The sequence below is a fragment of the Methylovulum psychrotolerans genome, assembly GCF_002923755.1.
GTDB lineage: Bacteria > Pseudomonadota > Gammaproteobacteria > Methylococcales > Methylomonadaceae > Methylovulum > Methylovulum psychrotolerans.
Map to the genome: position 1 here is coordinate 357,192 of NZ_PGFZ01000001.1, position 18,385 is coordinate 375,576.

13 protein-coding genes are annotated in these 18,385 nt (G+C 51.1%); 5 read left to right on the forward strand and 8 right to left on the reverse strand.

The features are described 5' to 3' along the window. Positions 1 to 106: 106 nt before the first annotated feature. Genes AADEFJLK_RS01735 through AADEFJLK_RS01750 form a run of 4 tightly spaced genes read left to right on the forward strand, consistent with a single transcriptional unit; the run spans position 107 to position 3,283 of the window. Positions 107 to 643: a flavoprotein gene (locus tag AADEFJLK_RS01735; protein ID WP_103973093.1), complete on the forward strand. Its 537-nt coding sequence runs from the start codon at positions 107 to 109 to the stop codon at positions 641 to 643. Next, positions 640 to 2,028: a DUF6513 domain-containing protein gene (locus AADEFJLK_RS01740; RefSeq protein WP_103973094.1), complete on the forward strand. Its 1,389-nt coding sequence runs from the start codon at positions 640 to 642 to the stop codon at positions 2,026 to 2,028. Before AADEFJLK_RS01735 ends, AADEFJLK_RS01740 begins: the two co-directional genes overlap by 4 nt. Continuing rightward, positions 2,025 to 2,588 (forward strand): DUF447 domain-containing protein, encoded by a 564-nt coding sequence (locus AADEFJLK_RS01745; RefSeq protein WP_103973095.1) that lies wholly within the window; start codon positions 2,025 to 2,027, stop codon positions 2,586 to 2,588. The genes AADEFJLK_RS01740 and AADEFJLK_RS01745 overlap by 4 nt, the downstream gene beginning before the upstream one ends. Further along, positions 2,585 to 3,283: a (5-formylfuran-3-yl)methyl phosphate synthase gene (locus tag AADEFJLK_RS01750; protein WP_088618757.1), complete on the forward strand. Its 699-nt coding sequence runs from the start codon at positions 2,585 to 2,587 to the stop codon at positions 3,281 to 3,283. The genes AADEFJLK_RS01745 and AADEFJLK_RS01750 overlap by 4 nt, the downstream gene beginning before the upstream one ends. 56 nt (positions 3,284 to 3,339) lie before the next feature. Here the strand turns inward: AADEFJLK_RS01750 and clpB are convergent, their stop codons facing one another. The 7 genes from clpB to AADEFJLK_RS01785 all read right to left on the reverse strand — a co-directional run bounded on the left by clpB (position 3,340) and on the right by AADEFJLK_RS01785 (position 15,510). After that, positions 3,340 to 5,916: an ATP-dependent chaperone ClpB gene (clpB, locus tag AADEFJLK_RS01755; protein WP_103973096.1), complete on the reverse strand. Its 2,577-nt coding sequence runs from the start codon at positions 5,914 to 5,916 to the stop codon at positions 3,340 to 3,342. A gap of 165 nt (positions 5,917 to 6,081) precedes the next feature. Further along, complete coding sequence (locus AADEFJLK_RS01760; RefSeq protein WP_088618759.1) at positions 6,082 to 6,837, reverse strand: proteasome-type protease; 756 nt, start codon at positions 6,835 to 6,837, stop codon at positions 6,082 to 6,084. Positions 6,838 to 6,905: 68 nt separating this feature from the next. Next, positions 6,906 to 7,703, reverse strand: coding sequence for a transglutaminase-like domain-containing protein (locus AADEFJLK_RS01765; protein WP_088621533.1), 798 nt, complete (start codon positions 7,701 to 7,703; stop codon positions 6,906 to 6,908). 35 nt (positions 7,704 to 7,738) lie between these two features. Continuing rightward, positions 7,739 to 8,434: a P-loop NTPase family protein gene (locus tag AADEFJLK_RS01770; protein ID WP_088618760.1), complete on the reverse strand. Its 696-nt coding sequence runs from the start codon at positions 8,432 to 8,434 to the stop codon at positions 7,739 to 7,741. Between the two features lie 59 nt (positions 8,435 to 8,493). Further along, positions 8,494 to 9,426 carry a transglutaminase family protein gene (locus tag AADEFJLK_RS01775; protein WP_088618761.1) on the reverse strand — a complete coding sequence of 311 codons (933 nt, stop codon included), beginning with the start codon at positions 9,424 to 9,426 and terminating at the stop codon, positions 8,494 to 8,496. After that, positions 9,423 to 11,996 (reverse strand): circularly permuted type 2 ATP-grasp protein, encoded by a 2,574-nt coding sequence (locus AADEFJLK_RS01780; RefSeq protein ID WP_332455534.1) that lies wholly within the window; start codon positions 11,994 to 11,996, stop codon positions 9,423 to 9,425. Before AADEFJLK_RS01780 ends, AADEFJLK_RS01775 begins: the two co-directional genes overlap by 4 nt. Positions 11,997 to 12,111: 115 nt before the next feature. After that, entirely contained in the window at positions 12,112 to 15,510 is a 3,399-nt protein-coding gene (locus AADEFJLK_RS01785; RefSeq protein WP_103973097.1) for a transglutaminase family protein, read from the reverse strand. 792 nt (positions 15,511 to 16,302) lie between these two features. Between AADEFJLK_RS01785 and AADEFJLK_RS01790 the strand changes: the two genes are divergently transcribed. Beyond that, positions 16,303 to 17,949, forward strand: coding sequence for an OFA family MFS transporter (locus AADEFJLK_RS01790; RefSeq protein ID WP_103973098.1), 1,647 nt, complete (start codon positions 16,303 to 16,305; stop codon positions 17,947 to 17,949). A 68-nt stretch (positions 17,950 to 18,017) separates the two neighbouring features. Here AADEFJLK_RS01790 and AADEFJLK_RS01795 read toward each other — a convergent pair whose 3' ends face one another. After that, positions 18,018 to 18,365 (reverse strand): hypothetical protein, encoded by a 348-nt coding sequence (locus AADEFJLK_RS01795; protein WP_088618764.1) that lies wholly within the window; start codon positions 18,363 to 18,365, stop codon positions 18,018 to 18,020. Positions 18,366 to 18,385 lie beyond the last annotated feature (20 nt).

Consider the following 18,385-nt stretch of genomic DNA (forward strand, 5'->3'; position numbering starts at 1 on the left):
CACCAAACCCCTACTAGCAAAACCCTGCTTAAAATTTGTCTGACCACAAAAAGTGCCCACAATTCGGTTATAATAACCGTTTGCATAGACCGATTTGACACAATTCATGGATAAACCTCGATTAGCGTGGGCAATCACTGGCTCCGGCCATTATATAGAAGAATGTATCGCTTTCTTAATGACTTTGGAGGCCGTAGACTTATACCTGAGTCCGGCCGCCGAGGAAGTGCTGAAAATGTATGGCATCCCATTGCAGGATATCCGTAGCAGAATGTCGGTTTACCGCGACAAAGCCGCGTCAGCCCCCCCGGTCGGGCTGTTTTACAAAGGCTATTACCACACCTTTGTCATGGCGCCGACCACGTCCAATACTGTCGCCAAATGTGTGTTAGGCATCGCCGATACCTTAGTGACCAATCTGTATTCGCAGGCGGGCAAATGCCGCATCCCCAGCATCGTCTACCCTTGCGATATTGCGCCAGAAATGGAGACCACCGCCCCCGGTGGCAGAGTCATGGTGTATCCGCGTAAAATCGACTTGGAAGGCACTGACAAGTTACGGCAATTTGAGTACACAACCGTGGTGGACAGCGTTGAGTCCCTAATCGCGACGGTACAAGCCCGCTTGGCGACTTTGGCATGAGCGAACATATCCTATTTTTGACAGGCAAACTGGCCGAAAAGCAACTGCATAACATACTCGAAAAAATGCAGCCGGATTTTACTTATACGGTGCATCAATTGGGGCTGAAAGTCGCCGCACTCATGACCACCGACATGGTGGCAAGACGTTTGCACGACACCTTCGGGGCAGATAGGATCATTTTGCCGGGGCGTTGCCGGGGCGATATTGCCGCTTTGTCGGCGCACCTTAACGTGCCCGTCCTGCGCGGCCCGGAAGAGCTAAAAGATTTGCCGCAGTATTTCGGCAAAAAAGCCCAGACTTATGATTTAAGCCGTTACCAAGTGAAAATTTTTGCCGAAATCACCGACGCGCCTAACTTAAGCATCGCACAAGTGTTGGAGCGGGCGGCGTATTATCGGCACAACGGCGCCGATGTCATTGATCTGGGCTGTTTGCCCAGCACCCCTTTCCCGCAGATGGAAGAGCTGATCCACGCCTTAAAAGCGGCGGGATTTAGGGTCAGTATCGACTCGTTGGTCGATGAAGATTTGCTGAGGGGCGGCCAAGCCGGGGCGGATTACCTGCTCAGCCTCCATGAAAGCAGCCTCTGGATTGCCGATGAGGTGGCCGCGACGCCGATTTTAATCCCCGAACACCATGATGACTTGGCCTCTTTGGACAGGGCGATCGCCATGATGCAGGCCAAAAACAAGCCGTTTATCGTCGACCCAATTTTAGACCCCCTGCATTTTGGCTTTACCCGCTCGCTGGCGCGTTACCATGAAGTCAGGACCCGGCATCCCGGCATAGAAATGATGTTGGGGGTAGGCAACATTACCGAACTAACCCACGCCGATACGGTCGGAATGAATGCCCTGTTGTTGGGCATTTGTTCCGAGTTGGATATTAACCATATTTTGGCGACCGAAGTCAGCCGCCATGCTTGCCGGGCGATTAAAGAGGCCGACGTGGCCAGACGTATTATGTTTGCCGCCAAACAGCAGGCCACTTTACCGAAACATATCCACCCTGGCCTGATGACCACGCATGAAATTGCGCCTTTTCCCTATTCGCCAGAAGAGATACGCGAATTGGCCGGGGCTATTACAGACCCCAGTTTCCGTATCCAAACCAGTGCCGAAGGCCTACATATTTTTAACCGCGATGGCTTATACAGCGCGACTGACCCGTTTGCCCTCTATCCGCACCTCAATGTCGGCCAAGATGGTGGCCATGCTTTTTACCTGGGGGTAGAGTTGGCCCGTGCCGAAATCGCGTGGCAACTCGGCAAGCGCTTTACCCAAGACCAGGCCTTAACCTGGGGTTGCGCCACCGACCAGGCCGAAGCCACCGTTGACTTACATACTTTTAAACCCGCCGGAACTACTTTGCCGAAAAAATGATTCAAGAAACCATAGTCACCACTCAAGATAGCACAGGTGATAGCCATATCGCCCCGATGGGTGTCCACTGCCAAGGCGATGAATTCATCATCCTGCCGTTCCGGCCTTCGACAACCTTGGACAATCTGCTGGCAAACCCTAACGCCGTGCTCAATTATTGCGATGATGTGCGGGTGTTTGCCGGTTGCCTGACCGGACGGCGCGAGTGGCCCCTCCAAGCAGCCGTCCATGTCAACGCACCCGTTTTAGCGAATGCCTTGGCGCATACCGAAGTGCAAGTTGTGCGCATAGAAGACGACAGCACCCGCCCTAAGCTGTTCTGCACGGCGGTGCATAGCGTCAACCACGCCCCGTTCACCGGGTTTAACCGCAGCCAGTTTGCGGTATTGGAAGCGGCTATTTTGGTCAGCCGTCTACATTTATTGCCGATGGCAAAAATTGAGGCCGATTTGGCGTATTTGCGTATTGGTTTTGAGAAAACCGCTGGTGAGCGCGAACGCGAAGCCTGGGATTGGCTGATGGAAGCCATTGAAACTTTCAAAAATGGAGACAGGCCATGACCGGCATGTTAGCAAGCGTCAACAGCATTGAAGAAGCCTTAGAGGTATTGGCGGCACAGGTTGACATCATTGACCTGAAACAACCTGCACACGGCGCTTTAGGGGCTTTGGACACCGAAGTTGTCCAACAAATTGTCGAGGCCATTGGCCATCGCTGCTTGGTCAGCGCCACTATTGGCGATTTGCCGATGCAGCCGGAGTTGGTCTACTTTGCCACCCAAATTATGGCACAAACTGGGGTTGATTATATAAAAATCGGCTTTTTCCCGGACGGCGACTGGCCGACCATGATTAACAAGTTATCGGCATTAACGCCCCAGCATAACCTGATAGCCGTGCTGTTTGCCGATGCCAGTCCCGATCTGAGCCTGATAAAACTCTTTAAAAGAGCTGGTTTTAAAGGCGTAATGCTGGACACCATGACCAAAAACCGAGGCTCATTGACCAAAGCGATGGATGTGATGGAACTGCGCCAATTCATCCGTTTGGCGAAACGCAATAAACTGTTATGCGGCTTGGCCGGTTCCTTACGGCTGACCGACATTCCTGGCCTGATGATCTTAAAGCCCGATTATTTAGGCTTTCGCGGGGCATTATGCGTCGGCAACAAGCGCACCGCCCAACTGAATGGCGAGGCGATCACGCTCATTAAACAGGCGATAAACCCCGTGAAGCCGGCTTCCCTAAAAGTCTAGCACCAGACCGCGTAAGCATAGGCCTTACCAAGGCCTATGCCACAGGCTATCCGGCGTTATTTGCCAAAAACCAAATGCCCCGCCCCGTCAACCGCCACCGTTATCACATCACCGGCCACAAAATCCCCCGCTAAAATGGCTTGCGCCAGCGGGTTTTCCAAGTGCTGCTGGATAGCGCGTTTCATAGGTCTGGCCCCATACACCGGATCAAAACCCGCTTCACCGAGCAAATCTAACGCGGCTTCGCTGATGACAAAACCGAGTTCGCGGTCTTGCAGGCGACGGCGTAAGAAGTCGATCTGAATGCCCGAAATGGCGCGGATCTGTGCGCGTCCTAAAGGGTGGAACACCACCGCTTCATCAATCCGATTAATGAACTCAGGCCGGAAATGTTGGCTGACCCGTTCCATTACTGCCGACTTCATCACTGGATATAACGTCTCACCAGCCAATTCTTGGATAATATCGGAACCCAAGTTAGAGGTCATGACAATGACGGTATTCCTAAAGTCCACCGTCCGGCCTTGGCCGTCGGTCAAACGCCCGTCATCCAACACTTGCAATAAGACATTGAAGACATCGGCATGGGCTTTTTCAATCTCATCCATCAGAATGACCGAATAAGGCCTACGCCGCACCAGTTCGGTCAGATAACCGCCTTCTTCATAACCGACATAACCCGGAGGTGCGCCAATCAGACGGGCGACCGAATGCTTTTCCATAAACTCGGACATATCAATACGCACCATCGCATCGGTGGTGTCAAACATGAACTCCGCCAAAGCCTTGCATAACTCCGTTTTACCGACTCCTGTAGGCCCTAAGAATAGGAACGAGCCATTAGGGCGGTTAGGGTCTGATAACCCGGCACGCGAGCGGCGGATGGCGTTGCTGACGGCTTTTAGGGCCTCTTGCTGACCAATGACCCGCTGGCTTAAAAACTCTTCCATACGCAACAATTTGTCGCGTTCGCCTTCAAGCATTTTCGAGACCGGAATCCCTGTCCATTTCGATACCACTTCGGCAATTTCTTCGTCGGTGACTTTGTTACGCAACAAGGTCATTTTTTGGGCTTCCGCAGGTACCGCTTGGTTGAGTTGTTTTTCTAAAGCCGGAATAATGCCATACTGCAATTCGGCCTGACGCGCCAAATCGTTAGCGCGGCTAGCCGCTTCCAATTCGGTTTTAGCGTGTTCCAGTTTTTCCTTAATTGAGGCCGAGCCTTGCAAAGAGGCTTTTTCGGCTTTCCAAATTTCTTCCAAGTCGGAATATTCTTTTTCCAAATCGGCAATTTCGTCTTCAAGAATTTCCAGACGTTTTTTCGAGGCGCTATCTTTTTCTTTCTTAAGCGCGACTTGTTCGATTTTCAATTGGATGAGGCGGCGGTGCAAGCGATCCATCACCTCCGGTTTGGAATCAATTTCCATACGGATGCGGCTGGCGGCCTCATCGATCAAATCAATGGCCTTATCAGGCAATTGCCGGTCGGCAATATAACGGTAAGACAACGTAGCGGCGGCGACGATAGCCGGATCAGTGATTTCCACACCATGATGCACTTCGTATTTTTCTTTCAAACCGCGCAAAATGGCGATAGTGTCTTCAACTGACGGCTCATCCACCAACACTTTTTGAAAACGGCGTTCAAGCGCGGCATCTTTCTCGACATATTTGCGGTACTCGTCTAAGGTCGTCGCCCCGACACAATGCAGTTCGCCCCGCGCCAAAGCCGGTTTGAGCATATTGCCCGCATCCATCGCCCCTTCGGCTTTACCTGCACCGACCATGGTATGCAGTTCGTCAATAAAGAGAATGACCTGCCCTTCTTCTTTGGCAAGATCACTTAACACGGCCTTCAAGCGTTCTTCAAATTCGCCGCGAAATTTGGCCCCCGCAATCAAAGCCGCCATATCTAACGCCAACACTTGTTTGTGTTTCATGCCCTCAGGCACTTCGCCATTGACAATACGTTGCGCCAAGCCTTCGACAATAGCCGTTTTACCGACGCCAGGCTCACCGATCAGCACCGGATTGTTTTTGGTGCGGCGCTGCAACACCTGAATGGTGCGGCGGATTTCATCATCACGGCCAATAACGGGGTCGAGCTTGCCGCGTTCGGCGCGTTCGGTCAGGTCAATGGTATATTTTTTTAAGGCTTGGCGCTGGTCTTCGGCATTGGCATCATTGACCGCCGCACCCCCGCGCATCGCATCGACCGCTTTTTCTAACAAGGCCTTGGTTACGCCGTATTTTTTCAGCAAGTCGTTAAGCACGCCTTTTTCTTCGCAAGCGGCGAGCAGGAATAGCTCACTGGAAATAAACTGGTCTTGGCGTTTTTGCGCCAACTTATCGGTCAGGTTAAGCAAACGGGTTAATTCATTCGACAATTGGACATCGCCGCCAGAACCGCTGACGGTGGCGATACGGTCGAGCAATTTAGCCAAATCTTGGCGCAATGCGCCAGGGTTAGCATTGATCTGAGCCAGCAAGGGCTTAACACTGCCGCCTTCTTGATCGAGCAAGGCCGCCATGACATGGGCGGGTTCTATAAATTGGTGGTCTTTACCCAACGCCAAACTTTGGGCATCGGCAAGGGCAGATTGGAACTTGCTGGTGAGTTTATCCATACGCATAGCATTACCTTTACATTTGTAGGTTTTTAGTTAGCTAGGATATGGGGGGGAGCGGCGACACTTTCAAGGAAGGGGGAAATATTTTGCCCGTTACTTTCATCACAAGGGTTTGCGTAAGCTAAAAAAGCACCCTGCCCAAAGGCAGGGCACCCTTTGCCCAAGCATTTACAGTTCTACACGCATTGGCTTAACCGCATTTTTATCCAACGAAGGCAAAGCCGCGATAGCCTCGCGTAGTTTCGTTTCCCAGCTACGGCGGAGCTGGAGCATGTAATCGTCGCCGTCATCAAAACAATAATATTCCTGAAAAGCGAAGCTGTCTTTACGGTATACCAGCATTTCTACCGGCGCACCGACACTGGCGTTACTGCGGATAGTCGAGTCCATAGACACCAGGCAGCACCGCGCCGCTTCATCTATGGAAGTGTCCAGCTTAAGGAAACGGTCAAGGATCGGCTTACCGTATTTGCTTTCGCCAATTTGCAAAAAGGGCGTGTTGGCGGAAGTGGTGATGCTATTGCCTTCGGCATAGATCATATACGCGCCGTGCGGCTCCCCGCCGATTTGTCCGGCCAAAATAAACGTCGCCGACGGGTTAAAGGCCGATTGACCCTGAGTATTGATGTGCTGCTTTTGTTTTTCGACGCTGATATGGCCTAAATAATCGGCGGCTTCGGACAAGCATTCGACCGTATTGATATTCACCTTGGCCTCTTTGATTTTATCGCGGTGCATTTGCTCAAGGACGGCCTGAGTAGTGGCAAGGTTACCCGCCGAAAGCAAAATTATCTTGCGGTCGGGACGGCTATCGAAAGCGTGCATTTTGCCATGCGTGCTTACATTATCAATACCCGCATTGGTTCTTGAATCGGAAACCAGGATTAACCCTTCGTTGATTGAAGCTGCAATACAATAAGTCATAGTTGTTATTTTTTATGAGACGTTCAAAATGACCGCTATTTTAATCTTTTTCGGACAGAAATGCGCCATCAATTCATGGAATTACCCAAGTTTTCCACCCGCACCACCATGCTGGTGAGGATTGCCCCGAAACCGAACTGGTGAAAAACCGATACGTCGGCGGCATCGCGGCCAAATGCGATAATCACCCGCCCACCATATAAGCCATATTGGGTAGGGTCAAAAGCATACCATTGCCCGCCAATATAGGCCTCAAACCAAGCGTGCATGTCCATAGGCTGGAGATTATGCAGATACCCCACGACAATCCGTGCCGGAATGCTGATGCTGCGGCATAAGGCTATCCCCAAATGTGCCAAGTCACGGCAGACCCCGAAACCCCGTTGGTAAATTTCGGTCGCCGATAAATGGACATCGCTAGAGCCGGGCAAATACTGCACATTTTGGCGTATCCAGTCGGCCAGGCAAGCCACTTGGTCATAACCCGGCAAAGCCCCTGCGGTCAGGTCTCTGGCCAGCTCACCAAAGCGGTCAGATTCGCAATAGCGGCTAGGCAACAGATACGGCAAGACATCATTAGGCAAGTATTGGATTTCGACAAAATGCGCTCCCGGCATGGTGTCGATAAAATCATTAACAATCACTTCCGCCGAGGTATAAAGTAAAAAATCCCCTTGTGGCGCTACCAGCCGCTGGCAGGAATTACCGTAACTATCCGTGCTTTCGGTCACTGCCACGGCGGGCTTGATGGTGTAGGTCTCCCGGATAATCCATTGTTGTATGCCCCGAAATGGCCGCAACATTAAGATCAGCGCGACCGGATTATCAATTTGGAAGCATAAGTTACAAGTGACTAACAGCCTCATAACCGTTTTATCCCCTGCCCTGCCCATCAAACGGTTCAAACGCCCAACATATCAAGCTGGCTATAGGCATGGTTCAACCACATTTTGACCCGCTGCCTATCAATCAGGCCCAAGGCGTTAAGGTTTTCAAGGTCACGGTTTCTGGCCGCCCAAAAACTGGAATTGTTACCGTCAATTTTGGTCATGATCGGCGTATACAAACGTTTTAGCGTCATCACTTTTGCGCCCATATCCACCGCACGGTCTTTAACACCGGAAAATTCCAGTAAGCTGAAATCATCTTCGCGCACTTGGTTTTGCACCAGAACATAGTGTAATTTCACGCCATAATGGTCGAGCAGCTTACTGAGCAGTTCGACACTGTCCTTACCCGAATCCATAACATTCCAATACACCAAAGACACGCCCATTTCTTCGGCTAATTCCAGCACTCCGCCATCATCTATCCATGTCGCCAACGAATGGTGAGTTTGCGCCGCCAAGTCCACCAACACCCGTTGCTCAGGATTGGCGACCGCCGTTTCCATGATAACATCCAGGCTTTGGTAATCGTCAATGATGGTCGGTGACGCATAATCGGCATAAAAACGCAGTAACGCACCGTGTGAGCGGTCAGTGTCGAAACCAATAAAAGGGATATTGCTGTCAATCATATATTGCGCCAATACCCGCGCCAGCACCGATTTGCCGACACCGCCTTTTTCACCGCCAATTAGATGTATAGTAGTCATAAAATCCTCCGTTTTAGTTTGAATGCTTAGCAATAGCCTTATGGTTATGCTGGTAAAGGTTAAAAAAATTCTTCGCCAAATCCTCCGTCCCCCTCCAGGCGCAACACATCCACAGAGACCGACAGCGTATGCTGGCCTCCCCCGAAAGCAATGCCTTTTAGCGGCGTGACATCGGCATAATCACGTCCCCAAGCCAACGTGATATGCTGGTCATGGGGCATTTTGTTGTTGGTCGGGTCAAAATCCAGCCAGCCCAAATCAGGGATGTAAACGGCAAACCACGCATGGGAAGCGTCGGCACCCACTAAGCGGGGTTTGCCCGGAGCGGGTACGGTTTCCAGATAACCGCTGACATAACGGGCAGGAATGCCAAAGCTACGCAGACAACCGATAGCCAAATGGGCAAAATCCTGACAAACCCCGCGCCGTTTCGCCAACACCTCCAATAAGGGTGTGGCAATAGTCGTGGAAGTGGGGTCGTAAGTAAAATCGGTGTAAATCCGCCGCATCAAATCCGACACGACATCCAGCAGCGGGCGGTCGTCTTGAAAAGACGGCAGGGCGTAGTCCGCCAATTCCGGCGAAGCACTAATCATCGGCGAATCCAAAACATATTGCTTGGCCTCCAATAAGGTTTGCAGTTGTTGCTTATTCAGGTTTTGCCCGGAGGTTTCCTGAAAAAAATGCTGCACCTGCCGCCAGCTTTGCTGCGGTAACAGTTCATGCCGTTGCCGTCCGGGAAATAAGCTGATATCGCTGACTGCCGTCACCACTAGCTGCCTATGTGGTTGCTGGATAGCAAAATAGGCGAGGCGGTTGCCGAAATAATCGCTCAGTTCCCGAAAATCTTTAGGGGGCGGGATAATCTCAAAACGGCTGTCCACACAATGTTGCCGCCAAAAATTGCGCGGCTGCAAACGCGCTTGGTTTTGGCATAAACCAACGGCTTGGCTGTAATTGTAGGTCGTTGTATGGGTGATGCGGTATTTCACGGCTCGTCCTCAGGCGGGATATTCGCGGTCATTAATTGCGAGGTCTGGGAATGGCTGAAATAGGCTTGGGCGATAGTATCGGCAATCCCCCACAATAATTTTGTGGTGTCGGCAAGCAATTGCTCCAACTGCGTATAGATGCCCTCGTCATCGCTAATTTTTAGCAAATCGACGATATTGCTCAAACGCAAGTCAGTATAAGCTTTAATAATCAAACGCTCTTCTTCGCTTAACTTACGCTTGCTTCGGTCTCTAGGTAAAGCGCTGATATGCTCAGATAACAAGCGTAGCTGATAGGCCACAGAACGCGGATGGGTCTCGTCCAACAGCAATAATTCCAGCACTGCCGACAATTCCATAAAAGAACGGTAGCGGCGCTGGTAAATGGTCAGGCTGTCGGTAGAAAACAGCACCGCCTCCAATACTTGATTTTGCACCGCCGTGTCATAGCGCTGGACCAGCGTGGCGCGTAATAAGGCAATCAACGCCAAAGCCCGTTCCAAGCGGCGGCCACTACCCAGCATCAGCCAACCGGCCTCACGGGTCATGGTTTCGCTAGTCAGACCGGAAAAAGCCACGACCCCAGTAATCAGGTCATCCAAATAACTTTGCAATTGCTCAATGACGATTTCCCCATTGACCACCCGCAATTTCCAGCGGTACTGGATATTATCGACACTCCGCCAAGTATCCTGTGACCATAAGTCACGGATATTATAGGCGGATTGGACGAATGCCTGGATATTTGCCGCCAATGACCCAGGGCGGTGGCCATCTTTAGCAAGGGATAATAATTCGTCTTGCGGATGTTCCAAGCTCTCAGGCGGGCCGTTAACAAACCCAGGATACGTCATTGTAACGTGAGTCAGGCTATGCAGTAAGGCCGCCAGCGCGACACTGTCAATCGTGTCCTTAAACTCCAGCATGTCCTGATATTTTAACAAGGCCGTACGCAATAACCGGGCGACCGCTTCCGTACGTTCCAGATAACGCCCTACCCAAAACAAATGGTCGGCGGCGCGGCTGGTTAACGGTTCGGTGACGGCATCAAGCAGAAACAAACGGTTCGGCTGAACCAAAACACTCGGCGCTTGGCTAGGCTCGGCCGCCAATACCCAAGTGTCTTTACTGATGCCGCCTGCTTGGTTAGAAACGGCCACATCGTCCTTATCTTGAGCGACACGCGTCAGGCCACCTGGCATGACCAAGTAATCTTCACCATTAGCCACCACAAAATTGCGTAACACCGCCGTGCGCGGCTGGATACGGTGGCTGATAAAAGAAGGTACGGTCGAAGGGGTCACTTGCTCTTGGCCGACATACAAATGCGGCTTGGCTAAAATTGCCGCGCGTAAGGCATCTTTTTGCGCGGCACTTAAGGTATTGCCCGCCAAAAAGCTAGTATCTTGCCGACGGTTGATTTGCTTAATATCCAGATGTTCGAGGTTTTGCAGGACAAAATCACGCTCGCGCTGTTGTCCGCACCACCACGTCGCCACTGACGGCAAAAGTAGGTCTTCATTCAAAAAGTACCTGGCCAGTTTCGGTAAAAATGCCAGCAAAGCCGGATTTTCTAAGACGCTGCTGCCTAAGGGGTTGGCTATCGCCACATTGCCGCGCCGTACCGCCTCCAATAAGCCGGTCACCCCCAAACGCGAATCGATACGCAGTTCCAAAGGATCACAAAAAGAATCGTCGACACGGCGCAAAATCACATCAACATGCTGCAAGCCTTCCAACGATTTTAGCCAAACATGCCCGTCCCGCACCGTCAAGTCATCACCTTGCACCAAGGTATAGCCTAGATAAGCCGCCAAATACGCATGTTCAAAATAAGTCTCGTTAAAAGGGCCCGGAGTCAGGACGACAATCCGGGGATTTTCCTTATTGTGCAGGGCAATATTGGCCAAGCCTTTACTGAGGCCCTTAAAAAAACCCGACAGGCGGTGGACTTGGGTATCGCGCAAAATATCCGGCAAGACCCGCGTCATGACGGTACGGTTCTCCAGCGCGTAGCCAAAGCCTGACGGGGCTTGGGCGCGGTCATCCAATACCCAAAAGCGGCCTTTGGCACCACGGACTAAGTTGGCCGAATAAATTGTCAATTGGATAGGCTGGTTTTGCAAAGTCCCCTGACAGGGATGCAAAAAACCCTGATGGGCAAAGACCAGTTCCATAGGCAACAAGCCTTTTTTCAGCAGGTTTTGTTCGCCATAAATATCTTTAAGGATCAAATCCAACAGCCGCGCCCGTTGCTTTAAACCCGCTTCAATAACCGTCCATTCCTCACTGCTGATCAGCAAAGGGATAGGGTCTAACCGCCACGGCCTGGTCAGTTTTTGGGTATCGCCATAGACATTATAAGTAACGCCGTTTTCTCTGAGCAGGCGTTGGGCTTCACGGCGGCGATGCTCGATTTCCTCGCTGCCCATGGTTTCCAAGGCGTTGACAAAATGCTGCCAATAGGGCAAGACCTTATGCTCAGTCGTGACCATTTCATCATAGACACCCAGTCGGGTCTCGTAATATTGCACACCGATGTCGTTGGCTAATTCACTAGGGCTACGCACTCACTAGGCCTTTGGTTGGTTAATTTTTATGGTTTGGATAATACGGCGATGGGGTAAAAATGGCTTTTTACCCCATCGGTTAACCAGGCCAATATAATATCGTTTTACACCTTAATCAGCGTCCCCGCAACCGTAAATCCAGGGTGAACGGATATTCAGGATTCAGCTCCTCAGCGGGCGGTGCCATCGGTCTCGGCGCGGTATTGCTGATACTGAAACGGTTCAGGAACGGCTTTTCCGAGGCTTCTGAGTAAGAGGCCGATAACGGCGGACGGATGACCGCCCCAGGGGTGTGCCCATAATCCCAGAAACGGGTAATGCGCCGCGCTTCGGCCTCAAAACTGTTGACCGGAAACGAATCATAACTGCGGCCACCCGGATGGGCGACGTGATAAGTACAGCCGCCTATGGCATGGCCGTTCCAAGTATCAATGACATCAAACACTAGCGGAACGTGCGGGGCTATGGTCGGGTGTAAAGCTGACGGCGGTTGCCAAGCGCGGTAGCGGACTCCGGCGGTATATTCGCCTTTGCGTCCGGTACTGCGCATTGGTAGGCGGCGGCCATTACAGGCCAAGACATAACGGCCTTCGGTAAAGCCCGTCACTTTTATCTGCAAACGCTCCACTGAAGAATCGACATAACGGGCGGTGCCGGTACTGCTGACCTCCTCACCCAACACATGCCAAGGTTCGATGGCAAAACGCAACTCCAATTCCATCTCATCAATCATGGTGGTGCCGTAGCGCGGGAAGCGGAATTCAAAAAATGGGTCTAGCCATTCCAATTCAAAAGCGTACCCGCCACGTTGCAAATCTTTGACGACATGGCGCAAATCTTCACGCACATAATGCGGCAACATAAAGCGGTCATGCAACTCCGTACCCCACCGCACCAATTCGTGCTTGTACGGATTGCGCCAAAACCAAGCGATCAACGAGCGCAACAACACCATCTGCACCAACGACATCCGGGCATGGGGCGGCATTTCAAAAGCCCGCAGTTCCAAAATGCCTAAACGGCCTGTGGAACTGTCAGGTGAGTATAGTTTATCGATACAAAATTCCGAACGGTGCGTATTGCCGGTAATGTCGGTCAACAAATGCCTAAGTAACCTGTCCACCAACCACGGTGCCGGGACTTCACCTTCGGGCATTTGCTGGAAAGCGATTTCCAACTCATACAACTTCTCATCCCTGCCTTCATCAACACGCGGGGCTTGGCTGGTAGGGCCGATAAACATGCCGGAAAACAGATAAGACAAGCCAGGATGATGCTGCCAATACGTCACCAAACTGCGCAACAAATCGGGGCGGCGTAACAAGGGGCTATCGGTCGGGGTTTCCGCCCCCATCGTAATATGGTTGCCGCCGCCCGTTCCTGTATGGCGGCCGTCCAACATGAATTTTTCCGTACCCAAACGGACTTGGAAAGCCTGTTCGTACAAAATAGTGGTTTTATCGACCAATTCCCGCCAGCTTTTGGACGGATGGATATTGACCTCAATCACGCCTGGGTCAGGCGTGACCATCAGGCGTTCAATCCGGTAATCACGCGGCGGCTCATAGCCTTCAAGCACGACAGGCATCGCCAACTTCTCTGCGGTCGCCTCAATTGCGGCGATCAAATCCAGATAATGCTCCAGCAGCGATAACGGCGGCATAAAAATGTGCAGGCGGCCATCACGCGGCTCGATACACACGGCGGTGTGCGGCACTTCGACGTGTACAGTCGGCGCATCGCCAACTTCTTGGTCGACAATCTCTGGATGTTCCTTGGTTTTTTCCTCAAAATGGCTGTAACGGCGAGCCACTTCGCCGTAATAATCGCCTAATTCCGGCAAATCGCCAAACAAACTTTGGGGTTCCTGGTGGTCACGCTTATCAGGAGCGACCCAAGGCAAACTATTGAGCGGCATCCGCATCCCCATAGGCGAATTGCCGGGGATCAGGAACATATTGCCGCGTCGGAAATCCCACGGCCCGCTTTGCCACGTTTGCGCGTACCAGTTCCATTTTAGCGGCAGGGCAAAACCGACCGGTATCGCCAAATTGGCATCCAACACCTTGGTGATGGTTTTGCGTTCTATCGAATCTTTCAGATCATATTTTAGCGGGTTGACATTAGTCGGCAAATTGCCTTCTTGCCACAGATAATAAAAATTATCTTCAAACGCCGCGCTGATATAGCCGGGTTTTACCCCCAAATGCTGGCTCATTTGCAAAACAAATTGCTCGGCATGTTTGACCGTGTGCTTATAATCTTTATTAATATCGGCAAGCAACTCAGGGTTCCGCCAAACAGGCACACCGTCCTTGCGCCAAAAAATGCCGTATTGCCAACGCGGTATCGGTTCTCCGGGATACCATTTGCCCTGCCCATAATGTAGCAATGCACCTTTGGCAAACACATCGCGCAGACGCTTGGTCAACTCTTGTGCGCGTTCGCGCTTGTGCGCACCATCAGCGAGCGTATTCCATTCCCCACCTTCCATATCATCCACCGATACAAAGGTCGGCTCACCGCCCATCGTCAGGCGGACATCGTCATCAAGAAATTGCTGATCGACTTGCTCACCTAAAGCGTCAATGTAATACCATTGCTCATCAGTATAAGGCTTGGTGACGCGCGGGTCTTCATGCAGACGCTCGACGGAATTGCTAAACTCAAATTCCACTTCACATTCATCGGTCGCCCCGGTCACTGGCGCGGCACTGGAAGGATGCGGTGTGCAGGCCAGGGGGATATGGCCTTCCCCTGCTAACAGCCCGGAAGTCGGATCTAAGCCTATCCAGCCTGCCCCAGGCACATAGACTTCTGTCCAAGCATGAAGGTCAGTAAAATCTTCTTCGGGGCCGGACGGGCCATCCAAAGATTTAATGTCAGCGGTCAACTGTACCAAATAGCCGGACACAAAACGCGCCGCCAAGCCCAAATGGCGCAGTATCTGCACCAATAGCCATGCCGAATCGCGGCAGGAGCCACTACGTTTGGTCAGTGATTCTTCGCAACTTTGAATACCGACTTCCATGCGGATATTGTAACTGATGTCGCCGTACAGCTTACGGTTGACATCAACTAAAAAGTCGTTGATGTTGCGCGGGGTCAAATCAAAATCTTCCACCCATTGCGCCAGCAATGGCCCATCTTCAGTGACTTCAAGATAGGGCTGCAACTCTTTAAGCAGTTGTTCCTCATATTTAAACGGAAATTTTTCGGCATATTCCTCAACAAAGAAATCGAAGGGGTTAATGACGGTCATATCCGCGATAACCTCCACTTCAACACTGAGATGTCGGCACTTATCAGGAAACACGACCCGCGCCAAAATATTGCCGAACGGATCTTGCTGCCAATTAATAAAGTGTTCTTTCGGTTCGATATTCAGGCTATACCCTATAATCGGTGTCCGACTATGTACCGCAGGACGCAAGCGAAACACATGCGGCGACAAAGATACAGCCCGATCAAAGATATATTTGGTTTTGTGACTGAGGGCCACTCGAATTGTCATGATGATTATTCCTATTGCCTGTGTGGGGTGGTAATCAAAAGTTGGGGGTAAACAGTACACGCCGAACCGGCTTGGCACTAACCGCCCTAAAGCCCAAAAGACGCGCCTACACAAGGAAGACACGCCCGGCACTTTATACAGCAATCATTAAGCAAGCACTATACCATAATGTCAGTGGTAAATTGATTTACCTTTTTCCCGAACCTTTATTTTATAGATGAAGGCTATACTAACAAAATCCGCCGCTTTAACTATCACCTACTTGTTAGTGGTCAACGGTGGCGGCTTTTTTTATAAGGCTTTTGCACCAATTTGAAGCAAAATAGGCTTAGCCCGTGGCTAGCGGCTTTTTTGGCACGTTATCGCCCACTAATGGGTAATTAGCGGACTGTTTGCTTGGCTTCGGTGCGAAGCCCTACAAAACGGCTGAATGGCAAAAATCCCAAAATAAAATATAAACACTTTACTTTCAATGAGATAAAACAAATCCTTAATAACTGTATTATTGGCATAATATATGCTTTATGTTTAATACAAGCATTCATCGGTTTGTTTTACCTCCTCGTGATAAAATTTGCTTTGTTAAGCACTGCGCATTAATCCTGTCGTCGGTTTAATGCGCTTTTTTTTGCCTGACGGTTTCCCCTCCCCCATCTGCAAACACACACTTTTGGGCTTAACTTCGCCCTGACCCACCCTACGATAAAGCCCGCCACTTTTTTGTTCTGATAATAATCCGCTTTGGCTTAAACTAGTCTTATCCTTTTTATGCTTAACTGACACAGCTGCATTATGATGCCTACCACCTATCCTTTTTTAGACAAAAAACGCATTATTGCCGAGGCTGGCTTTAACCGCTGGCTAGTCCCGCCCGCCGCCCTGGCCATCCATTTATGTATCGGCATGGCTTATGGCTTCTCGGTATTTTGGTTGCCGTTATCGAAAGCCATCGGCATAAAAGACAGTGTGGCCTGCCCTCCCGAAGTCGGTTTTTTCCAAGAATTGTTCACCACTACCTGCGACTGGAAAATATCCACACTCGGTTGGATGTATACCTTATTTTTTGTCTTTTTAGGCTCTTCGGCAGCGGTGTGGGGCGGCTGGTTGGAACATGCCGGCCCGCGCAAAGCCGGCGTGGTCAGTGCCTGTTGTTGGTGCGGCGGGATGCTGCTGTCCGCCTTAGGCATTTATCTGCACCAATTTTGGTTAATGCTGCTAGGATCGGGTGTTATCGGCGGCATGGGACTAGGGTTGGGTTATATCTCGCCCGTCTCCACCCTCATCAAATGGTTTCCCGATCGGCGCGGTATGGCAACCGGCATGGCCATCATGGGTTTTGGCGGCGGCGCGATGATCGGCTCACCCTTAGCGACCGAACTGATGAAATTCTTTGCCAGCCCTAGTGATGTCGGGGTTATGGCGACATTTATCAGTATGGCGACGATTTATTTCGTCTTTATGATGGCAGGCGCGCTCGGCTACCGCATCCCACCGGAAAATTGGCAACCCGCCGGGTGGACAGCCCCCGCCAAGCAAAACCGCAACCGCATGATTACCCCCCACCATGTTCACGTTAAGAACGTCTTCAAGATTAAGCAATTTTGGCTGTTATGGGGGGTCTTGTGCATGAATGTCAGCGCCGGTATCGGCGTGATCGGCATGTCTTCGCCGATGTTGCAAGAAGTGTTCGGCGGGCAATTGATCGGTATCAGCAAAACTTACGGCGAACTGGATAAAAGCCAACTCGCCGCCATTGCCGCCATCGCCGCCGGATTTACCGCCCTGCTGAGCTTATTTAACATTGGCGGGCGGTTTTTCTGGGCCAGCTTATCGGACAAAATGGGGCGAAAAGTGACCTTCATTGTCTTTTTTGTCTTAGGTGGCCTGTTGTATCTGAGCATCCCAAGTAGCGCGGCCTCAGGCAACAAATTGCTGTTTGTCGGGGCGTTTTGCCTTATCTTGAGCATGTATGGCGGCGGCTTTGCCACCATCCCCGCTTATCTTGCCGATTTGTTCGGCACTTTAAATGTCGGCGCCATCCACGGGCGGTTGCTGACGGCTTGGGCGACCGCCGGTATCCTGGGGCCGGTCATCGTCAATTACATGCGCGAATACCAGCTCAGCATCGGCTTGCCGCGCGAGCAGGTGTATAACCAAACCATGATGATTCTGGCAGGCATGCTGATGCTCGGCCTGCTTTGCAACCTCTTGGTGCGTCCGGTTGCCGAGAAATGGTTTATGAATGAAGAACAATTGCTGGCGGAACAAACGCCCCAACAACCCGCCCCGGCAGTGGTCATTGCCGCCGAAACCCAAGCCGCCGCCCAACCCAAAGCACTGGCTATCGCCTTGGCGGTATTGGCCTGGGCAGGGGTGGTTATCCCTTTGTCTTGGGGGATTTACAAAACGGCACTGAATGTCAGTAAGTTTTTTTCTTGAAGCAAAGGGAAGCCGCTTTACAAGGTATTCCGCGCGAGGGTTATTACTGAAAAACGGGTATGCACTGATCACTTGAATCCATGAGGACAAAAAAAGTGCATCCAGCTACCTTCTATATCGTCGCCACCAATCCCAATAAAAATTTGGGTTACATTCATGAGAGAAAATACGCCTAACATGAAGCAACTTAACACCATAAAAATCAAGTAGAAATAAGATATGGGCTTAGTTTTAAAGAAAAGGGCAGATGCAATGGTAAGTGTCATTAGGCACAACGCGTACATCATTAATAGGGCATCACAGCCAATAGTCGTCGCATGGCTTGCATAATCGGTGCGTACTAGTAAGACGTTCAGGTAAATGCCTTCAATAAACAGCAGGGCAAATAACACCCATGAAACCGCTTCTTTTAGCATAAGTCCCGCCTCTCTTTTTA

What these genes read in the sequence shown, in the direction of transcription:
- AADEFJLK_RS01740 (WP_103973094.1), top strand. Translation starts at nt 640, where the DNA reads ATGAGCGAACATATCCTATTTTTGACAGGCAAACTGGCCGAAAAGCAA.
- AADEFJLK_RS01735 (WP_103973093.1), top strand. Translation starts at nt 107, where the DNA reads ATGGATAAACCTCGATTAGCGTGGGCAATCACTGGCTCCGGCCATTAT.
- clpB (WP_103973096.1), bottom strand. Translation starts at nt 5,916, where the DNA reads ATGCGTATGGATAAACTCACCAGCAAGTTCCAATCTGCCCTTGCCGAT.
- AADEFJLK_RS01745 (WP_103973095.1), top strand. Translation starts at nt 2,025, where the DNA reads ATGATTCAAGAAACCATAGTCACCACTCAAGATAGCACAGGTGATAGC.
- AADEFJLK_RS01750 (WP_088618757.1), top strand. Translation starts at nt 2,585, where the DNA reads ATGACCGGCATGTTAGCAAGCGTCAACAGCATTGAAGAAGCCTTAGAG.
- AADEFJLK_RS01760 (WP_088618759.1), bottom strand. Translation starts at nt 6,837, where the DNA reads ATGACTTATTGTATTGCAGCTTCAATCAACGAAGGGTTAATCCTGGTT.
- AADEFJLK_RS01790 (WP_103973098.1), top strand. Translation starts at nt 16,303, where the DNA reads ATGATGCCTACCACCTATCCTTTTTTAGACAAAAAACGCATTATTGCC.
- AADEFJLK_RS01795 (WP_088618764.1), bottom strand. Translation starts at nt 18,365, where the DNA reads ATGCTAAAAGAAGCGGTTTCATGGGTGTTATTTGCCCTGCTGTTTATT.
- AADEFJLK_RS01765 (WP_088621533.1), bottom strand. Translation starts at nt 7,703, where the DNA reads ATGAGGCTGTTAGTCACTTGTAACTTATGCTTCCAAATTGATAATCCG.
- AADEFJLK_RS01770 (WP_088618760.1), bottom strand. Translation starts at nt 8,434, where the DNA reads ATGACTACTATACATCTAATTGGCGGTGAAAAAGGCGGTGTCGGCAAA.
- AADEFJLK_RS01785 (WP_103973097.1), bottom strand. Translation starts at nt 15,510, where the DNA reads ATGACAATTCGAGTGGCCCTCAGTCACAAAACCAAATATATCTTTGAT.